The organism is Kitasatospora atroaurantiaca, from assembly GCF_007828955.1.
Taxonomy (GTDB): domain Bacteria; phylum Actinomycetota; class Actinomycetes; order Streptomycetales; family Streptomycetaceae; genus Kitasatospora; species Kitasatospora atroaurantiaca.
Map to the genome: position 1 here is coordinate 6,274,827 of NZ_VIVR01000001.1, position 20,205 is coordinate 6,295,031.

At 73.0% G+C, this 20,205-nt stretch carries 17 protein-coding genes and 1 pseudogene; 13 read left to right on the forward strand and 5 right to left on the reverse strand.

Going from position 1 to position 20,205, the window contains the following annotated elements; genetic code table 11:
• Position 1: 1 nt before the first annotated feature.
• Positions 2 to 602: pseudogene (locus FB465_RS28235) on the reverse strand (cellulose-binding domain-containing protein); the annotation flags it as partial.
• Positions 603 to 1,016: 414 nt separating this feature from the next.
• Here FB465_RS28235 and FB465_RS28240 point away from each other — a divergent pair.
• The 7 genes from FB465_RS28240 (at position 1,017) to FB465_RS28270 (ending at position 8,373) form a co-directional block, all read left to right on the forward strand.
• Positions 1,017 to 1,814, forward strand: a complete 798-nt coding sequence (locus tag FB465_RS28240; protein WP_145795018.1) for an MHYT domain-containing protein — start codon at positions 1,017 to 1,019, stop codon at positions 1,812 to 1,814.
• A 73-nt stretch (positions 1,815 to 1,887) separates the two neighbouring features.
• Positions 1,888 to 4,500, forward strand: coding sequence for a sensor histidine kinase (locus FB465_RS28245; RefSeq protein ID WP_145795020.1), 2,613 nt, complete (start codon positions 1,888 to 1,890; stop codon positions 4,498 to 4,500).
• Positions 4,497 to 4,907 (forward strand): roadblock/LC7 domain-containing protein, encoded by a 411-nt coding sequence (locus tag FB465_RS28250; RefSeq protein ID WP_145795022.1) that lies wholly within the window; start codon positions 4,497 to 4,499, stop codon positions 4,905 to 4,907. Before FB465_RS28245 ends, FB465_RS28250 begins: the two co-directional genes overlap by 4 nt.
• 5 nt (positions 4,908 to 4,912) lie before the next feature.
• Entirely contained in the window at positions 4,913 to 5,344 is a 432-nt protein-coding gene (locus FB465_RS28255; RefSeq protein WP_145795024.1) for a DUF742 domain-containing protein, read from the forward strand.
• Positions 5,325 to 5,918 (forward strand): GTP-binding protein, encoded by a 594-nt coding sequence (locus tag FB465_RS28260; RefSeq protein WP_145795026.1) that lies wholly within the window; start codon positions 5,325 to 5,327, stop codon positions 5,916 to 5,918. Before FB465_RS28255 ends, FB465_RS28260 begins: the two co-directional genes overlap by 20 nt.
• 143 nt (positions 5,919 to 6,061) lie before the next feature.
• Positions 6,062 to 7,336 (forward strand): ABC transporter substrate-binding protein, encoded by a 1,275-nt coding sequence (locus FB465_RS28265; protein WP_246192873.1) that lies wholly within the window; start codon positions 6,062 to 6,064, stop codon positions 7,334 to 7,336.
• An 80-nt stretch (positions 7,337 to 7,416) separates the two neighbouring features.
• The gene (locus FB465_RS28270; RefSeq protein WP_145795028.1) at positions 7,417 to 8,373 is read left to right on the forward strand and encodes a hypothetical protein; all 957 of its coding nucleotides are present in this window, start codon (positions 7,417 to 7,419) and stop codon (positions 8,371 to 8,373) included.
• A 188-nt stretch (positions 8,374 to 8,561) separates the two neighbouring features.
• Here FB465_RS28270 and FB465_RS28275 read toward each other — a convergent pair whose 3' ends face one another.
• Complete coding sequence (locus tag FB465_RS28275; protein WP_145795030.1) at positions 8,562 to 9,932, reverse strand: cation:dicarboxylate symporter family transporter; 1,371 nt, start codon at positions 9,930 to 9,932, stop codon at positions 8,562 to 8,564.
• A gap of 156 nt (positions 9,933 to 10,088) precedes the next feature.
• Here FB465_RS28275 and FB465_RS28280 point away from each other — a divergent pair, with 156 nt between their 5' ends.
• Complete coding sequence (locus FB465_RS28280) at positions 10,089 to 11,705, forward strand: sensor histidine kinase (RefSeq protein ID WP_145795032.1); 1,617 nt, start codon at positions 10,089 to 10,091, stop codon at positions 11,703 to 11,705.
• Positions 11,702 to 12,403: a response regulator gene (locus FB465_RS28285; RefSeq protein ID WP_145795034.1), complete on the forward strand. Its 702-nt coding sequence runs from the start codon at positions 11,702 to 11,704 to the stop codon at positions 12,401 to 12,403. The genes FB465_RS28280 and FB465_RS28285 overlap by 4 nt, the downstream gene beginning before the upstream one ends.
• 166 nt (positions 12,404 to 12,569) lie before the next feature.
• On the opposite strand, the gene FB465_RS28290 is transcribed toward FB465_RS28285, so the two are convergent.
• A complete protein-coding gene (locus tag FB465_RS28290) occupies positions 12,570 to 13,004 on the reverse strand; it encodes an ester cyclase (RefSeq protein ID WP_145795035.1) in 435 nt (144 codons plus the stop codon).
• Between the two features lie 95 nt (positions 13,005 to 13,099).
• Positions 13,100 to 13,699, reverse strand: coding sequence for a class I SAM-dependent methyltransferase (locus FB465_RS28295; RefSeq protein WP_145795037.1), 600 nt, complete (start codon positions 13,697 to 13,699; stop codon positions 13,100 to 13,102).
• 146 nt (positions 13,700 to 13,845) lie between these two features.
• On the opposite strand from FB465_RS28295, the gene FB465_RS28300 reads away from it, so the two are divergent.
• The 4 genes from FB465_RS28300 to FB465_RS28315 all read left to right on the forward strand — a co-directional run bounded on the left by FB465_RS28300 (position 13,846) and on the right by FB465_RS28315 (position 19,202).
• Entirely contained in the window at positions 13,846 to 15,204 is a 1,359-nt protein-coding gene (locus FB465_RS28300) for a diaminobutyrate--2-oxoglutarate transaminase family protein (RefSeq protein WP_145795039.1), read from the forward strand.
• On the forward strand, positions 15,201 to 16,658 hold the full coding sequence (locus tag FB465_RS28305) for a pyridoxal phosphate-dependent decarboxylase family protein (protein WP_145795041.1): 1,458 nt from the start codon (positions 15,201 to 15,203) through the stop codon (positions 16,656 to 16,658). The genes FB465_RS28300 and FB465_RS28305 overlap by 4 nt, the downstream gene beginning before the upstream one ends.
• 566 nt (positions 16,659 to 17,224) lie before the next feature.
• Positions 17,225 to 17,965, forward strand: coding sequence for a tRNA-dependent cyclodipeptide synthase (locus FB465_RS28310; protein ID WP_145795043.1), 741 nt, complete (start codon positions 17,225 to 17,227; stop codon positions 17,963 to 17,965).
• 34 nt (positions 17,966 to 17,999) lie between these two features.
• A complete protein-coding gene (locus FB465_RS28315; protein WP_145795045.1) occupies positions 18,000 to 19,202 on the forward strand; it encodes a cytochrome P450 in 1,203 nt (400 codons plus the stop codon).
• A gap of 193 nt (positions 19,203 to 19,395) precedes the next feature.
• Here the strand turns inward: FB465_RS28315 and FB465_RS28320 are convergent, their stop codons facing one another.
• Positions 19,396 to 20,202, reverse strand: coding sequence for an inositol monophosphatase family protein (locus FB465_RS28320; RefSeq protein WP_170290823.1), 807 nt, complete (start codon positions 20,200 to 20,202; stop codon positions 19,396 to 19,398).
• Positions 20,203 to 20,205: the final 3 nt, after the last annotated feature.

Genomic DNA, 20,205 nt, shown 5'->3' on the forward strand with positions numbered 1-20,205 from the left:
TTCACTTGACGGTGCAGGACGCTCCGTTGAGCGTGAAGGCGGCCGGGTTGGTGTTGCTGCCGCTCCAGCTGCCGTTGAAGCCGAAGGATGTGCTGCCGCCCCCTGCCGCCAGGCTGCCGTTGTAACTCAGGTTGGTGACGGTGACGTTGGCTCCGCTCTGGGTGTAGCCGCCGTTCCAGAGCGAGGTGATCTGCTGGCCGTTGGCGAACGCCCACCTGAGGGTCCAGGCGGTGAGCGCCGTGCTGCCGGTGTTCTTGACGGTGACCGAGGCGCCGAAGCCACCCGCTCCACTGGCCGCTCACCGCGTACGTGTACACCCGCCCGTACACTCGCGGGTCACCCGTGATCGCCGCGCCCCTCCAACCCCACTGGTGGGAGTCGTCGTTGATGCGGACCCAGCTGCCGCCCGCGTCGTCCGAGCGGAAGATGCCGCGAACGCCGCCGATCTGCGCGCTGGAGTAGAGCGCGGGGTAGGTGGCGCCCGGTGCGGACTTGCCGAAGCCGATGGTGTCGGCCTTGTCGACCGCCGCCAGCTTGCCGAGGGAGGCGCCCGAGTCGGTCGAGTGCCACAGCCCGTACGTGCCGGTGTCCTTGCCGCCGGCCGTCGGTCGACCTGTAGACGTTGTTGTCCTTGTCGGCCACCCCGACGTAGATGGTCCGGGTGGTGCTCCCGGCCGTCGCGCTGCCCTTGTCGAAGGCCACCCAGAGCACGCCCTGTAGTGGTCGGTGGCTCCGCGCTGCCGGGTGGGGCGCGCTGCGGGCGGTGGTGGGAGTGGCCCCAGGACGGTGGTCCGCGCCGGAGAAGGGATCGGACAGGCCTGGCCGCAAGTGGACATGACGAAGCGTCAGATGATGCGGGGCGCATACGAGGGGCCCATTGGAGCACACTCCGCCGTCCCGGTGGGCAGCTTTTCACATCTTCGGGTGACCGGGCGCGGACGCTGGGTAGCGTCCACCGCATCCGAGATCGAAATCGCACATGCGGCTGGCATATGACCGAGTCGCTCGGAGGCCCGATGGGAACCCTGAACCACTTCAGCTTCGGCTGGCTGACCCCGGCCATCTCGTACGTGATGGCCTGCGTCGGCGCCGCCCTCGGCCTGCGCTGCACCCTCCGCGCACTGGCCGCCACCGGCTCCTCCCGGCGCAACTGGCTGCTCACCGCGGCGGCCGCGATCGGATCCGGCATCTGGACCATGCACTTCATCGCGATGTTCGGCTTCACCGTGGACGGCACCGAGCTCCGCTACAACGTCCCGCTCACCATCCTCAGTCTGCTGGTGGCCATGCTGGTGGTCGGGCTGGGCGTCTTCGTGGTCGGATACGGCCGGCACCGGGGCCGGGCGTTGCTGCTCGGCGGCCTCACCACCGGTGTGGGCGTCGCCGCGATGCACTACCTCGGCATGGCCGCCGTCCGCATCCACGGAGCCATCGCCTACGACCCCGGCACCGTCGGCCTCTCGGTGGTGATCGCGGTCGGTGCCGCCACCGCCGCGCTCTGGGCCGCCGTCACCATCCGGAACGTCTTCGCGGCGGGCGCGGCCTCGCTGGTCATGGGCATCGCGGTGAGCTGTATGCACTACACCGGGATGGCGGCCGTGCACGTCCACATGCACCCGGCGCGCACCGACCTGGGCGGCGCCACCCCGATGCAGTTCATCTTCCCGCTGGCCGTCGGCCTCGGGTCCTTCCTCTTCCTCACCTCCGCGTTCGTCGCGCTCTCCCCGACCGCGCAGGAACGTGCCGCGTACCGCGAGGCCGGCGAGCTCGCCGTCGAGGAGCTCCGCCCGACCGAGCTCGACCGCGCGGCCTGACCGCGCGCCCGCGCCTCCGCACCCCCGAAACAACGACCCCCGCAGCCTCCGAGTACTGAAAGGCCCTCATCCCATGCGAGTACGCCGCGGCTCCACCCGCAGCGCACCGGCGGCGACCCCGAGCGCCGCGCGCGGCCCCGTCCGGCCGGGCGCGACCGGGCAGCGCCGAGGCGCCCACGCGGGCCCACCCGCCAGAGAGGCGGCCCTGCCGGCCATGCCGACCGCACCCCGCACCGCCCGCTCGGCCTGGGCGCGGCTGCGCCCGCGCACCGTACGCGCCAAGATCGTCGCACTGCTTATGGTGCCGGTGGTCTCCGTGCTGGCCCTGTGGTCCTTCGCCACCGTCACCACCGCGCAGAACGTCTGGGATCTGCTCCGCCTCCAGGAGGTCAACCGCACGCTGCTGGGCCCCGTCGACGCCACCGTCGTCGGGCTGCAGGCCGAACGGGCCGCCGCCGGACAGCTGCTGGCCGCCTCCGGCGCCACCCGGGAGAGTGCGCTGCGCGACGCCGCCGCCACCACCGACCGGGCCGTCGCCCCGCTCAGCCTCGGCGACCGGTACAACCGGGCCGACGCCCAGGGCCTCGGGCCCGAGACGGCCGCCCGGGTCGACGCCCTCGGCCAGGCCGTCGGAGCGCTGCCCGAGCTGCGCTCACGGGTCCTCGCCCGGACCGTCAGCTGGGCCGACGCGTACGCGGGCTACACCGCGGCCATCGACCGGGCCTTCGACATCACCGGCGCCGTCACCCAGTTCCAGGACCACCGGGTGGCCTCCGACGCCCGGGTGCTGCTGGAGTTCGCCCGCTCCCGGGAGCTCCTCGCCCGGGAGGACGCCCTGCTGCGCACCGGCCAGAGCTCCGGCAGCCTGACCGACCAGCAGCTGCGGGACTTCGGCGCCGCCGTCTTCGCCCGCCGCCTCTTCGCCCAGACCGCCGCCCGCGACCTGCGGCCGGCCGACCGCTCCGCCCTGCTCGCCGTCACCGGCGGCGCCGACTACCGCGACCTCACCCGCTACGAGGACGCCGTCGGCTTCGCCGGCGACGGGCGCTCCGCCGCCGGCTCCGTCGGCCAGGACCAGTGGGCGGTCGCCGCCGACAACGTGAGCCGCTCGCTGCGCACCGTCGAGGTCAACGCGGGTGCCGCGGCCGCCGCACAGGCCGACCCCTACGCGCTCGGCCTGTTCACCACCTCGGGGGCCGCGGTGGTGCTCGGCCTGGCCGCGGTGATCGCCTCGCTGCTGATCTCGGTGCAGATCGGGCGCGGCCTGGTCACCGAGCTGATCGGGCTGCGCAACTCGGCCCTGGAGCTCGCCGGGCGCAAACTCCCCGCCACCATGCGGCGGTTGCGGGCCGGGGAGGAGATCGACGTGGATGCCGAGGTGCCGCTCACGGCCCACGGCGACGACGAGATCGGCCAGGTGCACGGTGCTCTCGGCAGCGTGCAGCGGGCGGCCGTCACGGCGGCCGTCGAGCGTGCCGAGGTGCTCTCCGGGGTCTCGGGCGTCTTCGTCAACCTGGCCAGGCGCAGCCAGGTCCTGGTGCACCGCCAGCTCACCCTGCTGGACGCCATGGAGCGGCGCACCGAGGACCCGTCCGAGCTGGAGGACCTGTTCCGCCTCGACCACCTGACGACCCGTATGCGTCGGCACGCCGAGGGCCTGATCATCCTCTCCGGCGCCGCTCCCGGCCGTGCCTGGCGCAAGCCCGTACCGCTGATGGACGTGGTCCGGGCGGCCGTCGCCGAGGTCGAGGAGTACGCCCGGGTGGAGGTGCACCGCCTCCCCTACGCCGCCGTCATCGGCCCGGCCGTCGCCGACCTGACCCACCTGGTGGCCGAACTGGTCGAGAACGCCACCGGGTTCTCGCCGCCGCACACCAAGGTGCACATCCGGGGCGAGCAGGTCGGCAACGGGTACGCGCTGGAGATCGAGGACCGGGGTCTGGGCATGGGAGCCGAGGCGCTGGCCGACGCCAACCGGCGGATCGAGGCCGCGCAGCAGGTCGACCTCTTCGACAGCGACCGGCTCGGGCTCTTCGTGGTCAGCCGGCTGGCGAAGCGCCAGGACGTCAAGGTCTCGCTGCGGCCGTCGGCGTACGGCGGGACCACCGCCGTGGTGCTGCTGCCCACCACGCTGCTGGAGGCCCGGCAGGAGAGCGAGCCGCCCGCACTGGAGATGGCGGGCGTGCAGCAGCCCAGGCGCGGGGTCGCGCCCGAACTGGACATCGCCGATTTCCTTCCGGCGGAAGCGCCACCCGTTCCACCTGCCCCGTCCGTCCCGCCGAGGGTGCCGCCCGGTCCGGTCCAGCCGTTCGGCGTCCGGGGCAGCAACCCGGGTGTGCTGCGGCCGACGCCCTTCGGCTCCAACGGCGCCCGTCCTCCCCGGCTGCCCGCGCAGGTCGAGCCCACCCGCCGGACGGCGGTCCGCCCGGTCGCCGCACCGGTTGCGCCGGCCTCGCCGGTCGAGCCGGTCGACGAGGCCGAACTCCCGCGCCGCGTCCGGCAGGCCAGCCTCGCCCCGCAGCTGCGCGAGGCACCGCCCCGGCCGCAGCCGAAGCCCAGGCCGGACGGCCCGGTCCGGACCGGCCGCAACCCCGAGGAGGCCAGGGCCGCGATGTCCGCCTACCAGCAGGGGTGGGCGCGCGGAAAGGCCCAGCGTCCCACCACCACCGAAGGAGAGGTTCGATGATCGGCACCACGCACCACGCCGGAGAGCTCAACTGGCTGCTCGACGAGCTGGTCTCCCGGGTCGCCCAGGTCAGGTTCGCCGTGATGCTCTCCGCCGACGGCCTGGCCATGGGCACCTCGGCCGGGCTCGGGCGGGAGGACGGCGAGCATCTGGCCGCAGTCGCCTCCGGCTTCCACAGTCTGGCCAAGGGCGCCGGCCGCCACTTCGACGCGGGCGAGGTCCGGCAGACCATGGTCGAGCTGGAGCACGGCTTCCTCTTCGTCGCCGCCGCCGGGGAGGGCACCTGCCTGGCCGTCTTCTCCACCGCCGAGGCCGATCTCGGTCTGATCGCCTACGAGATGGCCCGCCTGGTCCGCCGCGTCGGCGAGCACCTGTACACACCGCCGCGCAGCGCGGTCGGTGGGTGACGGCGATGTCGTACCCGCCGCGCCGGTACGTCGCCGACTCACCGTTCGGCTACCCGTCCGAACCCCCGCAGCACACCCGCTGGTACGACGACGCGGCCGGGCCGATGGTCAGGCCGTACGCGATGACCAAGGGCCGCACCAGGCCCACCGGGCGGGAGTTCGACCTGATCGCCCTGGTGGTCAGCAACGTCCCCCCGGACACCGCCGATCTGGCCGTGGGGCCCGAGCAGGGCCTGATCCTCGACCTCTGCCAGAACAACGCGCTCTCCGTCGCCGAGATCGCCGCCGAGACGGACCTGCCGCTCGGTGTGGTGCGTGTGCTGCTCGGCGATCTGCTGGACGCCGAGTACATCCGGGTCAGCCGGCCCGTACCGCCCGCCATGCTCCCCGACGAGCACATCCTCCGTGAGGTCATCGATGGACTCCGCGCTCTCTGACACGCCCGTGCTCGCCCTGAAGATCCTGGTGGCCGGCGGCTTCGGCGTGGGCAAGACCACGCTGGTCGGCTCGGTCAGCGAGATCCGCCCGCTGCGCACCGAGGAGCAGCTCACGGTGGCGAGCCGGGGGGTCGACGACACCGGCGGGGTCGAGCAGAAGACCACGACCACCGTCGCCATGGACTTCGGCCGGATCACCATCCGCGACGGCCTCTCGGTCTACCTGTTCGGCACACCGGGCCAGGACCGCTTCTGGTTCCTCTGGGACGAGCTGGCCCAGGGCGCGCTGGGAGCCGTGGTGCTGGCCGACACCCGGCGGCTGACCGACTGCTTCCCGGCGGTGGACTTCTTCGAGCACCGGGGCATCCCCTTCGTGGTGGCCGTCAACCGCTTTGCGGGGACCAGGGACTTCCGGCCCGAGGAGGTCTCCCGCGCCCTCGACCTGGACGGGGACACCCCGGTGGTGATCTGCGACGCCCGGCAGCGCACCTCGGGCAAGGAGGTCCTGATCACCCTGGTCGAGCACGCCGGGCGGGTGCACGCGGCCCGACTGCTGGCCGAGGTCAAGAGCTGACGCTTCGTCAGACCACTTGGCCTGCCCATCCGGTGTTACCCCGACGTCCTCCTGCCGTTCGCATGTCGTCCCTCTGTCCTTGCCCTGGGGCCGATTTGCTGAGCGCCGCGCAAGTTGCGTGACCAACTTGGAGGGCATTCAGCATGAACAGGCGCGCCGGACTGTCCCGGAGACGGGTGCCGAGCCGTCGGGCCGGGGCGGTGGCCATGGCGTTCGCCCTGCTCCCGGCGCTGCTCGCGGCCTCCGCCTGCGGCGGCTCGGCGGACGCCGCAGGCGGTGACGGCGACTACGCGGTCATGACCTGGTCCCCGTCCGGCACCGGCAGCGCCGACCGGCCCGGCGTGACGGCGCTCGCCGAGGCGATCGGCCGCGACGTGAACGCCAAGGGCGGGCTGAACGGCCGGAAGCTGCGGGTGCTCACCTGCAACGAGCACAACTCCGTGGAGGGGGCCACCGCCTGCGTACGGCAGGCGGTGGACGCCAAGGTGATCGCGGTGATCGGCTCCTACAGCCAGTACGGCGACAGCTTCATGCCGGCCCTGGAGTCCGCCGGCATCCCGTACATCGGCGGCTACGGCCTCTCGGGGCCCGAGTTCAGCAGCCCGCTCTCCTATCCCGTGGCGGGCGGTACGCCCACGCTGATCGCGGGCAGCGGCCGCCAGCTGGTGGCGGCCGGCTGCCGGACGGTCGCCGTGGTCCGCCCGGACACCAGGGCCGGGGACACCCTCACCAGATATCTCTCCGGAGCGCTGAACCCCGCCGGGGTCAAGCTGGCCGACGTCCGGGTCGTGGAGAAGTCCGCCGACTACGCCACGGCGGCACAGAAGGCGGTCGGCGACGACCGGCAGGGCAACTGCGTGATCGACGCGCTCGGCCCCGAGCAGACCCTGAAGCTGCTCGACTCCTACAAGCAGCTGAGCCCCCGGCGTACCGTGCTGGCCTCGGTGATCGGCAGCATCCAGCAGTCGGTCGTCGACTCCACCGGCGGCGAGAACGGCCCGCTGGACGGCGCGTACGCGACCGGCTGGTACCCGCCCGAGTCCTCGGGGGTATGGGACGGGCTGCGCGCCGCGGCGGCCGGCGACAGCAGGATCGCCACCTCGGACCTCGCGGTGCAGACCACCTGGGTCGCCTACCAGGTGCTCCTCCAGGCCGCCGACCGGCTCGGCTCGGCCGGGCGGCCGCTCACCGCCAGGAACCTGCGCGGGCAGCTGGACAGCGGGGACTCGCTCGACACCGGCGGCGTCACACCCCCGCTCAACTGGGGAATGACCGACATGCTGCCCAGCGCCGAGTCACCACGGCTGGTCAACACCTGGGTGACCTTCCAGCAGGTCAAGGGCGGCCGGCTGACGGGTCAGCAGAGCGGCTTCGTGGACGTCCGCTGGGCGCTGACCGGCGGCCGTCCGCCGCAGTAGCCGCCCGCCCGCCCGCCCGCTCGCGGGCGTGACGGACGTGGCGTCGGCTGACGGGGGATCAGAAGTCGTACGCTGAAAATGTGATCACCCACGAGGACCGCAGGCTGCGCACCCTGGCCGAGGAGGAGCGCTGGCCGGAGCTGCTCGCCGCCTACCGGCAGACCCGGGCGGCCGGGGCGGCCCTGCGCGGAGAGGAGCAGGCGGCCGCCGAGGCCGCACCACTCGGCCACCTCATCGCGTTCGGCGCGCCGCCCGAGGTCGCCGCCCGGCTGTTCGACCCGGACGGCGGCCCCGGCTCTACCGCCGGTACGGCCGACCACGATGCCGGGCCGCTGTGGGAGGTGCTGGCCACGCGTCACTCCTGGCGCCGGCTCGCCCCGCTGCTGGGCCCGGCACCGGTCCGGCGGCTGGTCGCGCACACCCGGGTGCTGCTCGGTGAGGACCTCGGGTACGGCGCGGAGCCCGACGAGGAGGGTGTGCCGCCCGTGCTGGAGCCGTGGGAGATGGCGGGCTGGGACGAGCGCAGCCGGATCCGCGAGTACCTGCGGACCGGCGGCGCCCGGCGTGCCCTGCTGGCCCTTCCGGCCGGGCGGGAGGGGCTCGGGCCTGTGGAGCTGCCCGCGGCCGGGGACCAGGTGCCCGGTCTGGCGGCGACCCGGCTGCTGGCGGGGCTGGCGCCGTGGGCCGAGGCCGGCTGCGTACGCGGCACCGCCCCGGACGCCGCGGCCCAGCTGGCCTCGGGCCGCCAGGTGACGGGCGGGTTCCTGCCCTTCGGGGCGAGCTACCCCGCGCTGGTCCAGGCGGCCTCGGACGGTGCCGCGTACGGCACGGCGCAGGGGCGGCTCGCGGTCTGGCGGGTGCTGGTGGCGATGACGGGGGAGCCGCGGCTCTCGCTGCGCGAGGTGAACGCCCTGGTCTCCCGGCTGCGCTGCTTCACCTGGTGCGATCCGGCGGACGAGCTCCGCTACCTGCACCTCGCGCTGGAGGATCCGGCGACGGGGCTGGCCTGGGTGGTCAGCGGGGGTGCGTACGAGTAGGGGTATCCGGCATTTGGCGGTTGAGGGCCGACCACAGGGACGCGGGGAACTGCGCGAGGCGGGGAGGCAACGGTCCGTACCTTCCGATGTCGCGCAGTTCCCCGCGCCCCTGTGGTCGGCCTACCAGTAGGCCCCGGCCGGACGCCGTTCCGGGGGTTGGGGGCGTCCGGCGGGGAGTTCGGGGGAGGTCAGGCGGGGGTCTTCTCCAGGCTGGGAGCGTCCGGCTGAGCCGGAACGGTCTCGCTGTGCCCGGCATCCACCAGGGTGGTCTCGTCGAAGGGCGCCCGGCCGGCCAGCACCTGGTGGAGCCGGTCGTGGTCCAGCTCCTTGGTCCAGTGGCCGATCAGGACGGTGGCCACCGCGTTGCCCGCGAAGTTGGTCAGCGCGCGGGCCTCCGACATGAAGCGGTCGATGCCGACGATCAGGCCGACCCCGTCCACCAGCTCGGGCTTGTGCGACTGCAGCCCGCCGGCCAGCGTGGCCAGGCCCGCGCCGGTGACCCCGGCCGCGCCCTTGCTGGCGATCACCATGAAGACGAGCAGCGAGAGCTGCTGCCCGAGCGACATCGGCTTGTCCATCGCCTCGGAGATGAAGATCGAGGCCATCGTGAGGTAGATCGCGGTGCCGTCGAGGTTGAAGCTGTAGCCGGTCGGGACGGTGATGCCGACCACCGGGCGGCTGACGCCCAGGTGCTCCATCTTGGCGATCAGCCGCGGCAGCGCGCTCTCCGAGGACGAGGTCGACAGGATCAGCAGGAACTCGCGGCCGAGGTAGCGCAGCAGGGAGAACACGTTCACGCCGGCGACGAGGCGCAGCAGCAGCCCGAGCACGACGATCACGAACAGCCCGCAGGTCAGGTAGAAGCCGACCATGATGACGGCCAGGCTCTTGAGCGCGGCCGTCCCGGTCGCCCCGACCACCGCCGCCATGGCGCCGAAGGCGCCGATCGGTGCGGCCCACATGATCATCGACATGATCCGGAAGACCAGCCGCTGCAGATGCTCGACACCGCGAAGCACGGGCGCCCCGGCCGGGCCCATCGCCTGCAGCGCGAAGCCTGCGAGCAGCGCGACCAGCAGGGTCTGCAGCACCTTGCCCTCGGTGAGGGCCGAGACCATGGTGGTCGGGATGATGCCGAGCAGGAAGTCCGCCGTGCCCTGGGCGTGGCCGGCGGTCGCCTGGGCGTGGCCGGACTTGGCGAGCGCCTGGGTGAGGTGCAGGCCGGAACCGGGGTCGAGCAGGTTGCCGACGACAAGGCCGATGCCCAGCGCGACGGTGGACATCACCAGGAAGTAGCCGAGCGCCAGGCCGCCGACCCGGCCGACCTTCGCCGCCTTGGTCACCGAACCGATGCCCAGCACGATCGTGCAGAAGATCACCGGGCTGATCATCATCTTGATCAGGTTGACGAAGCCCGTCCCGACCGGCTTCAGCTCGACGGCCACGTCCGGCGCGGCCAGGCCGAGCGTGATGCCCGCGACGACCGCCACGATGACGGCGAGATAGAGGTAGTGGGTGCGGTCGCCCGGTCTCTTCCGGTCTGCTCCTGTGATCGTCATCGTGCGGCTCCTTCGCCCTGCAGTCCCTGGCGGCCCCGGGTGGTGGGCCGGGATCCGACTATGGGCTCTCGGAGTGACGGCGGTCACGTTTACGTTCATAGAGTTCACGTGCCGGGCCGGACCACGAACCGCGGGCGGCAAGGCACACTGTCTGACATGACCCCGCGCCCGCATCTCCCGCCGCGCCGCCGCCTGCGCAGTCTGGCGGGGCAGCTGTTCGCGGTCCAGATCGTGATCGTGGCGGCCGTGGTGGCGGGCGGGGCCGTGCTCGCGTACCTGTTCACCGCCGACCGTACCGAGGACGCGGCCCGCCGCCAGGTCACGGCGGTCGCCCGCTCCGTCGCCGACTCGCCGACCGTGCGGGAGGCGGCCGTCCGGCCCGATCCCTCGGCGGTGCTGCAGCCGTACGCGGAGCAGGTCCGGCAGCACACCGGCGTGGACTTCGTGACCGTGATGGACACCCACGGCATCCGCTGGACCCACCGCGACCCGGCGCAGATCGGCAAGCCCTTCCTGGGGCACATCGACCGGGCCCTCGCCGGTGAGACCTTCCCCGAGACCTACACCGGCACCCTCGGCCCCTCCGTCCGGGTGGTCACGCCCGTGCTGGACGGGCAGCAGCACGTGGTTGCACTGGTCAGCGCGGGCATCACGGTGGACTCGATCAGTGCCCAGCTGCGCCGGCCGCTGCTCGCACTGGCCGGCGTGGCGCTCGGCGCGCTGGTGCTCGGCGGGCTCGGCACGTACCTGGTGGGCGCCCGGCTGCGGCGGCACACCCACGGGATGGGCGCCGCCGAGCTGAGCCACCTGTACGACTACCACCAGGCGACACTGCACTCGGTACGCGAGGGGCTGGTGCTCCTCGACCGCGCGCAGCGGGTGGTGCTCTGCAACGACGCGGCACGCGAACTGCTGGGCCTGTCCGGTGAGTTGGACGGGCTCCCGGTCGCCGAGCTCGGTCTGCCGGAGTCGCTCACCCGGGCCATGCTCTCCTCGTCTCCGGTCCGCGACGAGGTTCACCTGACGGCCGAGCGAGTGGTGGTGCTCAACACCTCGGCCGTCGGCCCCGGCCTCGGCACCGTGGTGACCCTCCGCGACCACACCGAACTCCAGGCACTGACCGGTGAGTTGGACTCCGTACGCGGCTTCGCCGACGCGCTCGGCGCCCAGGCGCACGAGGCCGCCAACCGGCTGCACGCGGTGGTCTCGCTGATCGAACTCGACCGCCACCGTGAGGCGGTGGAGTTCGCCACCGCCGAACTCGCGCTGGCCCAGCAGCTCACCGACCGCGTCGTCGCGGCCGTCAGCGAGCCGGTGCTCGCCGCGCTGCTGCTCGGCAAGGCCGCCCAGGCGGCCGAACGCGGCGTCGACCTGACCCTCACCGAGGACAGCCGGATCGACGACGGCGTGCTGCCGCCCGGCCTCACCGCGCGGGACCTGGTGACCGTGCTGGGCAACCTGGTCGACAACGCCGTCGACGCCGCCATCGAGGGCGCCGCCACCCACCCGGGCCCGCCCGAGGTCACCGTCACCGCCCGGGTCGACGGCGGCGAACTACTGCTCCGGGTCGCCGACACCGGGCCCGGTATCGACCCCCAGGCCGCCGACGAGGTCTTCGTCCGGGGCTGGACGACCAAGAGCAGCGGCCGGGGCCTCGGCCTCGCACTGGTCGCCCAGACCGCCCGCCGCAACGGCGGCACGGTCGAGGTCGGCCGTGATCGCGGCGCGGTGCTGACCGTACGGCTGCCGCTGCAGCGGGAGGTCACCGCATGATCGACGTCCTGGTGGTCGAGGACGACCCGGTCGCGGCCGCCGCCCACACCCTGTACGTGCAGCGGGTCCCCGGCTTCCGGGTGGCCGGCACGGTGCACACCTGCGCCGACGCGCTGCGGCTGCTGGACCGCGCCCGGGCGGCCGGCACCCCGGTCGACCTGGCCCTGCTGGACCTCTACCTCCCGGACGGGCACGGGCTGAGCCTCTGCCGCACCCTGCGCGCGGCCGGCCACGGCACCGACATCATCGCGGTCACCTCGGCGCGGGATCTGGCGATGGTCCGGCAGGCGGTGTCGGCGGGCGTGGTCCAGTACCTGCTCAAGCCGTTCAGCAGTGCCGCGCTGAACGACCGCCTGGAGCGCTACGCCCGCTACCGCGACACGCTGGCCCGTACCGGCGAGGCCACCGGCCAGGACGAGGTCGACCAGGCCTTCGCCGTCCTGCGCACCCCCGATCGCTCCGCGCTCCCCAAGGGCCTCAGCGCGCCCACCCTGGAGGCGGTCGCCACCGTGCTCCGGGAAGCCTCCGAGGGGCTCTCCTCGGCGGCGGCCGGTGCCGCGGCGGGCGTCTCCAGGATCACGGCCCGCCGCTACCTGGAGCACCTGGTCGACACCGGCCTGGCCGTCCGCGAGCCGCAGTACGGCCAGGTCGGCCGGCCCGAGCTCTGCTACCGCTGGCGCGTCGCAAGCTCCCGCTGAGCCAGGCCCTGTCTGACAATTCCCGCCGGGCGCCCGACGCTGGGCATCCCGCCTGGGCGCACCGGCGGATCGGCCAAGTACGACCCAGTACGAGGCCGGTCCGCCGGCACGCCCAGCCGGGCGCCCAACGCCGCGCGCTGATCCGACGCGAATTGTCAGACAGGGCCTAGTCCGAAACCTCGTTGAGCGGGGGAATGACCCCGACCTGTTGGAGGAACCCGAGGACGTCCTTGTCGGACCACTTCTCGGCGAGTCTGCCGTTCTCGATGCGGTGGATCACCGTCGCGGTCATGGTCAGCGCGTTCCCCGTGGCGGGGATGCCCGGCAGGTCGCCGCGGTGGGTGCCGCGGGCGGTCAGCCTGGTCACCACCTTGTCGCCCTCGGCGATCTGGTCCTCGATGTCATGGGTGCCGGGCGTCGCGTCCCAGAACATGCGGAAGGCCTGTTTGAGCCCCTCGCGTCCGGGCGGGAGCGGGAACGACGGCGGCGGGTTGTGGTCGACATAGTCCTCGGCCACCAGCTCGTCCATGGCATCCAGGTTGCCCGCGTCGATCTCCTGGTAGAAGCGGCGCACCAGCTTCTTGTTGTCCTCGATGGACACCGTGTCCTCCCTTCGCAGTCCGTCCCACGAAGCCTTGCCGGTGTTCTCCGCCGCGCGCCTCCCGACACGCCAACCGGGCGCGGAGCTTCACCCGGTCACGCCCGGCGGGTGGCCAGCGCCAGGAAGCGGTCGTCGGTGTCGACGTAGCTGGTGAGCTCCCATCCACCTGCCGTGAGCAGCGGCCGGAGGTTGGGCTCGGCCCGCAGGTCGTCCGGGGTGATCTCGCGCCCGTGGCGGGCGGCCAGGGCGGCTCGGCCGATGGGGTGGAAGAGCGCGAGCAGGCCGCCGGGGCGGGTGGCACGGGCGAGTTCGCGGAGGTTGGCCGGCGGGTCGGGGAGGTGGGAGATCAGGCCGGCGCCGAAGACCGCGTCCAGGACGCCGTCGCGCAGCGGGAGCCGGCCGACGTCGGCGGTCACCAGGTGGGCCTCGGAGTGGTGGGCGGCGGCCTGCCGGAGCATCTCCGGGGTCAGGTCCAGCCCGAGCACCGTCCCGTCCGGCCCGACGGCGGCCCGCAGGAGGGGCAGCGCACGCCCCGTCCCGCAGCCCGCATCCAGCACGAACTGACCCGGCCGGAGACCGAGTTCGGCGATGGCGGCGGCGTAGCGCGGGCCGTCGTCCGGGAAGCGGGTGTCCCAGTCGGCCGCGCGGGCGGCGAAGAACTCCCGGGTGCGGGCCGGCTCTGCTTCGTAGGACATGCGGGCAGCGTACGTGACCTCGGAGTGGGGTGGTCGTTGGAAGGGTGAGGCGGCGTCACTCGGTCGGGTGGACTTCCGGGGCGCCTGGCCGACCGAGCGGCCCCGGCGAGTTAAGTTAGGCTTACCTAAATTAAGGGAGCCCAGCCTTGACCCTCACCGTCGACACCGCCGCCGCCCCCGCAGCGGGCGACGCGATCCTGCGCCGTCAGCGCATCCGCGAGTCGGCCGCCCGTACCTACGCCCGCTCCTTCCCCATCGTGCCGGTGCGCGCCCACGGGATGACCGTGGAGGGCGCGGACGGGCGCCGCTACCTCGACTGCCTGTCCGGCGCGGGCACCCTGGCGCTGGGCCACAACCACCCCGTCGTCCTGGAGGCGATCCGCCGCACCCTCGACAGCGGCGCCCCGCTGCACCTGCTCGACCTCGCCACCGCGGAGAAGGACGACTTCACCAGCACCCTCTTCGCCAGTCTCCCGCGCGAGTTCGCCGAGCGGTCGAGGGTGCACTTCTGCGGCCCGGCCGGGACGGACGCCGTCGAGGCCGCGCTCAAGCTGATGCAGACGGCGACCGGGCGGCGGGGCGCACTCGCCTTCACCGGCGCGTACCACGGTATGACGGCCGGCGCCCTCGCGGTCACCGGCAACGTGGGCGTCAAGTCCCCGCTGCCCGGCGGGGGAGAGGTGACCAGGCTCCCGTACCCGTACGCCTACCGCTGCCCGTTCGGGGTGGGCGCCGAGGGCGCCGCGCTGTCGGCGACGTACGTCGAGCGGCTCCTCGACGACCCGTCAGGGGGCGTGGTGCCGCCCGCGGCGATGATCCTGGAGGCCGTGCAGGGCGAAGGCGGCGTCGTCCCCGCGCCGGACGACTGGCTGCGCGAGATGCGCCGGATCACCGCCGAGCGGGGCATCCCGCTGATTGTGGACGAGGTGCAGACGGGCGTGGGCCGTACCGGCGCCATGTGGGCCGTCGAGCACAGCGGCATCGTCCCGGACGCGATGGTGCTCTCCAAGGCGATCGGCGGCAGTCTGCCCCTCGCCGTGGTCGTCTACCGCGAGGAGTACGACAGCTGGCAGCCCGGCGCCCACACCGGCACCTTCCGGGGCAACACCCTCGCCATGGCGGCCGGCGCCGCGACGCTGCGCTTCGTCGCCGCCAACGGACTGGTCGAGCGGGCTGCGCAGGCCGGTGCCCGGATGGCCGCCCGGCTGACCGCGCTCAAGGGCAGGCTGCCGGTGATCGGCGACGTCCGGGGCCGCGGTCTGATGCTCGGTGTCGAGCTGGTCGACCCCGGCGGCGAGCCCGACGGCTGCAGTGCCCACCCCGCCGACCCGCGGCTCGCGGTACGCGTCCGGGCCGCCTGCCTCCAGCGCGGGCTGATTGTCGAACTCGGCGGCCGTCACGACGCCGTGCTCAGGCTCCTGCCCCCGCTCACCATCACCGACGAGCAGGCAGACGCCGTACTGGACCGCCTCGCCGACGCCATCGAGGCGGCGAGCGCGGAGTGAGCACCGAGCTCTCGGGCGGTACGGCAGGACCGGACGCCCTGCGGCCGCTGCTCGAGCTGGTACTGGCCGGCCTACGGGCCGGCGCCGAGCGCCGCGGCGGCCCGATCCCGGCCGGTTCCCCGGCGCTGATCGCCGAGCAGACCGCGGCCGCCCTGGGCATCACCGAGGACGAGGACGCCCTGCTGCGCCTCACCGAGTTCCTCGCCTACGGGAGCGCCGACCCTGCCGACCCGGCCTGCGCCGCGCATCTGCACTGCCCGCCACTGGCGGTGGCGGTCGCCGCCGACCTCGCCGTGAGTGCCCTCAACCCCTCCCAGGACTCCTGGGACCAGGCGCCCGCCGCCACCGCCCTGGAGACCGCGCTGCTGGCCGAACTCGCCGAGCTGGTGGGCTTCCAGCGCGGCCGGGCCGCCGGGGTGCTGACCTCGGGCGGGACGGAGTCCAACCTGATGGGCCTGATGCTGGCCCGCGACCAGATCCTGGGGGGCACCGTCGAGTTGGACGGCCTGCCCGCCGGCCGGCGACCCCGGATCTTCGCCTCCCGGGCCGCACACTTCTCCGTCCAGCGCGCCGCCGCCCTGCTCGGCCTCGGCGAGAACGCGGTGCGGGCCGTCCCCGTCGACCGCGAACTCCGCATGGATGCCGGGCAGCTCGCCGCCGCCCTGGCCGAGGCGGTGCGCGCAGGGGAAACGCCGATCGCCGTGGTGGCCACCGCAGGCACGACCGACACCGGCGCCGTCGACCCGCTGCACGAGGCGGCCGAGCTGGCCGCGCGGTACGGCGCCTGGCTGCACGTGGACGCCGCCTACGGTGGCGGGGCCCTGCTCTCGGACCGGCTCGCCCCGCTCCTCGACGGCATCGGCCGGGCCGACTCCGTCTCGCTGGACTGGCACAAGCTGGGCTGGCAACCGGTCGCCGCCGGGGTCTTCCTGGTCCGCCAGGCGCAGACGTACGCCTCGCTCGCCCGCCGGGCCGTGTACCTCAACCCGGCCGACGACGAGCAGGCCGGCTACCCGAGCCTGCTCGGACTGTCGCTTCGTACCACCCGCCGCGCCGACGCCTTCAAGATCGCGGTGACCCTGCGGACTCTCGGCCGTGCCGGGCTCGGCCGACTGGTCGACTCCTGCCATGAACTCGCCCTCGGCGCAGCCGAGGTGGTCCGCGCCGACCCGGCCCTGGAACTGCACTGCGAGCCGATCCTCACCACGGTGGTCTTCCGCTACCTGCCCGCCTCCGGTGATCCCGCCGAGGCGGACCGGATCAACGCGGAGCTGCGCCGGGTGCTGCTGCGCGAGGGCCGTGCGGTGGTGGGGCGTACCGAGCTTCCCGGTGAGGGCCCGGGGCGGGTCCGGCTCAAGCTGACCCTGCTCAACCCGCATGCCACGGCGGCCGAGGTGGCCGCCGTGCCGGCCGCCGTGGTGCGTGCCGCGCGGTCTCTTTCTGACGGCACGTGAGCTGACAAACTATCGGCGATTTCCGGCCTCCGGGATTGGAGGAATGTACACTGGCCGGGAATGTCGCCGGATGAGAAAAGCCCCGGTTCGGGCTGCTGCGAAAAGCCTCCGTAGACATACTTTCCCTCGCTCTGTCCAGCTGGTTTCAGCCGTAGACGGATTGCATTTCGCCAACCCCCGGTGCGGGCTTGCGGACCGCCCGAAGATCAGCGGTAACTTCTAGTAGCCGCCGCCACACCAGGAGCACACGGCTCCTCGGGACTTGCGGCGCGAGGGGGATCCGCCATGCGCGACCGCGATCTCGCGGTTACTGCGGCATGTCGTCTCGAGACGCCTGGGTCGGTCGCACCCGATTCACCGGTCCGCTCGCAACCTCGCAGCTAGTTCACCCCGTTCCACCGGGCCCGTCCGGCGCGGCACCCTGCCCCGGCGCGCCCTGCACCGCCGCCTGCGCGGAATCCACTCCCATCCCGGGTGACCCGCTGCGGTCGGCTGCGCCCTGCACCACATCACTTGCGTACCAACCCACTTCAGTGCACCCGGTCCTGCTACGCGGAGGCAGCGGTATGAGCGAGACGCTCCTGAGCACCACACCCACCCGTACCCTTGATGCACTGCCACTCTTCGAAGCCCTGCCGTTCTCCGGCCGTTGCCACGAGATATGGGAACGAGGCGACCATCTGCTGATCGGGGTCAGCCCCGGCAACAGCTACTTCAGCCATCAGCGGATATCCGAACTCGTCCGCTGGGGAACGCAGTTCTTCGACTCGGTGGACATCGTCTACGCGGATATGCACGTGGACACCCAGTTCGCCTCCTTCGGCTACACGCCCGAGCACGCGCAGCGGCGCGCCACCAAGGAGATCAAGGCCACCCACCGGCGCATCCAGCGCGGGGTGGAGGAGTCCGGCCGCAGCGGTGTACGCGTCCGAGCGCTCTCGGACTTCCTGCCCGACCCGGCGTACCAGCGCCTGCACCGGGCCGTGCTGGACGCGCTGGACACCGATCCCGTGTTCCGGGACGCGACCGAGGGCATGGCCCGCGCCTTCCTGGCGGCCCGCCTGACCGAGGGCAGGTCCGCCTCACCGGCGCAGCTGGCCGCCGGGGTCGCATACATCGCGGCCGAGCTGCCGTTCTTCCTGGACACCCCGAGCCTGCTCGGTGTGCCCACCTCGGTCTCCTGCTACCACATCCAACTCCCGCTCACCCCCGTCCTGTTCGGGCGTGACGAGGGCCTGCGCGCGGTCCCCGGGCAGGCGTACGCCGTGGTGCGTCCGCTGCCGGTGCCGCAGGCCACCGCAGCCTGACCCCGTATCAACCACCAAGAGGAGCACCAGCCAGATGACCACGAGTGCACAGCGCGAGTTCACCTTCCCGCTCTCCCGGCGCGGTGACGTGCTGCCGGAGGAGGCCAACCTGCTGCGGGAGAAGCAGCCGGTGGCGAAGGTCCGCACCCTGACGGGCGACGACGCCTGGCTGGTCAGCAGCTACGAGCTGGCCAAGCAGGTGCTGGAGGACGAGCGCTTCAGCCTCAAGGACACCGCCAACCCCGGGGTGCCGCGCCAGTACGCGCTGACCATCCCGCCGGAGGTGGTCAACAACATGGGGAACATCAACAGCGCCGGGCTGCGCAACGCCGTGATGAAGACCCTGTCGCCGCGCGCGGACAAGGAGTTGGGCGGCTGGCTGGAGGCCGAGGCGCACCGGCTGATCGACGGACTGGTCGAGCAGGGCGCGCCCGGCGAGCTGCGGGACGGCTTCACCGAGCCGTACTCGGCCGCACTGCACTGCAAGCTGCTCGGCATCCCCACCGACGACTGGCGGCGGCTGATGTCCGGCATCGACATCGCCTTCATCACCAGCCCGGCGACCTTCGAGGGGTCCGCGCCGAACTGGTACAAGGACCTCGCCTACATGGTGGAGAAGCTCAACTCCGACCCGGAGCCCACCGAGGGCCTGCTCGGCCGCTTCGCCGAACTGCGCCGCTCGCCGGACGTCTCCGACCAGGTCAGCGACGACCTGCTGGCCACCGTCGCGCTCTCGCTCTTCGGTGCGGGCGCCGTCTCCACCTCGGCCTTCCTGCTGCACGCGATCATCGCGCTGGTCCAGCAGCCCGAGCTGGGCGAGCGGCTGCGGCAGGAGCCCGCGATCATCGGCCGGGCCGTGGACGAGCTGCTGCGGGTCAACCTCTCGATCGGCGACGCGCTGCCCCGGCTGGCCCTGGCCGACGTCCAGGTCGGCGAGGTGCTGGTCAAGGAAGGCGAGCTGGTGCTGGTGCTGATCGAAGGGGCCAACTACGACCCGGAGGTCTTCCCGCACCCCGAGAAGATCGACTTCGACCGGACGTCCAACCCGCACCTCGCCTTCGGCGCGGGCCAGCACTTCTGCCCGGCCTCCGCGCTCGGCCGCACCCACGCCGAGATCGCCCTCCAGGCTCTCGTCGAGCGGCTCCCCGCCCTGCGGCTCGCCCTGCCGGTCGAGCAGCTGGCCTGGCGCCCCGGCTTCATCAAGCGCCTCCCGGAGCGCCTGCCGGTCATCTGGTAGCCGGCTGATCAGCCACAACAGGGGCGCGGGGAACTGCGCGGGATCGGAAGGCAACGGGCCCGCAGCCTCCCGCTTCGCGCAGTTCCTCGCGCCCCCTGGGCAGTGCAACTGGTCCCGGTGCCCGCTTGGAGGCTCCGCCGGTAGGCCAGGCAGCCGGCCAGCCCCCTGGGATACCCAATCCTGATCGGTGCACCTACTGGTGGAGCCGTCCGGCCAGGATGTCCCTGGTCCGTTCCCAGGTCTCCGGGTCGCAGGCGACCAGCAGGCCGTCCTCACAGCCCGGCGGGTCGGGTCGGTAGGCGGAGCCGTCGAGACGGGCGGAGACGCCGCCGGACTCGGTGATCAGGAGAGAGCCCGGGGCGTGGTCCCACGGCAGGGTGCGCCAGTAGAAGATGAACTCCTGGTCGCCGTCGGCGATCTGCGGGTACTCCATGCCGGCCGAGCGCAGGCCTTCGGTGAGGTGGCCGAAGGCCCGCGCATTGGTCTGCAGGCGGTGGTGCTCGGCCGGGTCGAGGAAGCGGCTCTTCAGGGAGCCGCGCCACTTCTCCGGCGCGTCGTCGGCGGGCGTCCGGAGCAGTCGGCGCCCGTCGCGCCAGGCGCCGGAGCCCAGCTCGGCCGCGTACGCCGTCCCGGTGACCGGCTGCCAGATCCACGCGGCGACGGTCTGCCCGGCGCGGACCAGTGAGGCCATCACGGCGAAGTCGGGACGGCCCGCGATGAAGTTCGAGGTGCCGTCCACCGGGTCGACCAGCCAGCAGGCCGGTTCGGAGTGCAGGGCCAGGGCGAGGGCCGGGTCGGCGGCCACCGCCTCCTCGCCCACCACGGGCACGGGGAGCAGCTCGCGCAGCCGGCGGGTGATGATCACCTCGGCCTCCCGGTCGGCGATGGTGACCACCTCGCCGGGCGCCTTCTCCATCACCTCACCGGCGGCCAGTGCCCGGAAGCGCGGCTCGACCACCTCGGCCGAGGCCTCGGCGAGGATCTCCGCCACCTTCTCCATCAG

Coding starts and splice junctions, on each gene's coding strand:
- FB465_RS28250 (WP_145795022.1), top strand. CDS start 4,497: ATGATCGGCACCACGCACCACGCCGGAGAGCTCAACTGGCTGCTCGAC.
- FB465_RS28280 (WP_145795032.1), top strand. CDS start 10,089: ATGACCCCGCGCCCGCATCTCCCGCCGCGCCGCCGCCTGCGCAGTCTG.
- FB465_RS28310 (WP_145795043.1), top strand. CDS start 17,225: ATGAGCGAGACGCTCCTGAGCACCACACCCACCCGTACCCTTGATGCA.
- FB465_RS28295 (WP_145795037.1), bottom strand. CDS start 13,699: ATGTCCTACGAAGCAGAGCCGGCCCGCACCCGGGAGTTCTTCGCCGCC.
- FB465_RS28315 (WP_145795045.1), top strand. CDS start 18,000: ATGACCACGAGTGCACAGCGCGAGTTCACCTTCCCGCTCTCCCGGCGC.
- FB465_RS28320 (WP_170290823.1), bottom strand. CDS start 20,202: ATGGAGAAGGTGGCGGAGATCCTCGCCGAGGCCTCGGCCGAGGTGGTC.
- FB465_RS28240 (WP_145795018.1), top strand. CDS start 1,017: ATGGGAACCCTGAACCACTTCAGCTTCGGCTGGCTGACCCCGGCCATC.
- FB465_RS28275 (WP_145795030.1), bottom strand. CDS start 9,932: ATGACGATCACAGGAGCAGACCGGAAGAGACCGGGCGACCGCACCCAC.
- FB465_RS28285 (WP_145795034.1), top strand. CDS start 11,702: ATGATCGACGTCCTGGTGGTCGAGGACGACCCGGTCGCGGCCGCCGCC.
- FB465_RS28245 (WP_145795020.1), top strand. CDS start 1,888: ATGCGAGTACGCCGCGGCTCCACCCGCAGCGCACCGGCGGCGACCCCG.
- FB465_RS28255 (WP_145795024.1), top strand. CDS start 4,913: ATGTCGTACCCGCCGCGCCGGTACGTCGCCGACTCACCGTTCGGCTAC.
- FB465_RS28265 (WP_246192873.1), top strand. CDS start 6,062: ATGAACAGGCGCGCCGGACTGTCCCGGAGACGGGTGCCGAGCCGTCGG.
- FB465_RS28260 (WP_145795026.1), top strand. CDS start 5,325: ATGGACTCCGCGCTCTCTGACACGCCCGTGCTCGCCCTGAAGATCCTG.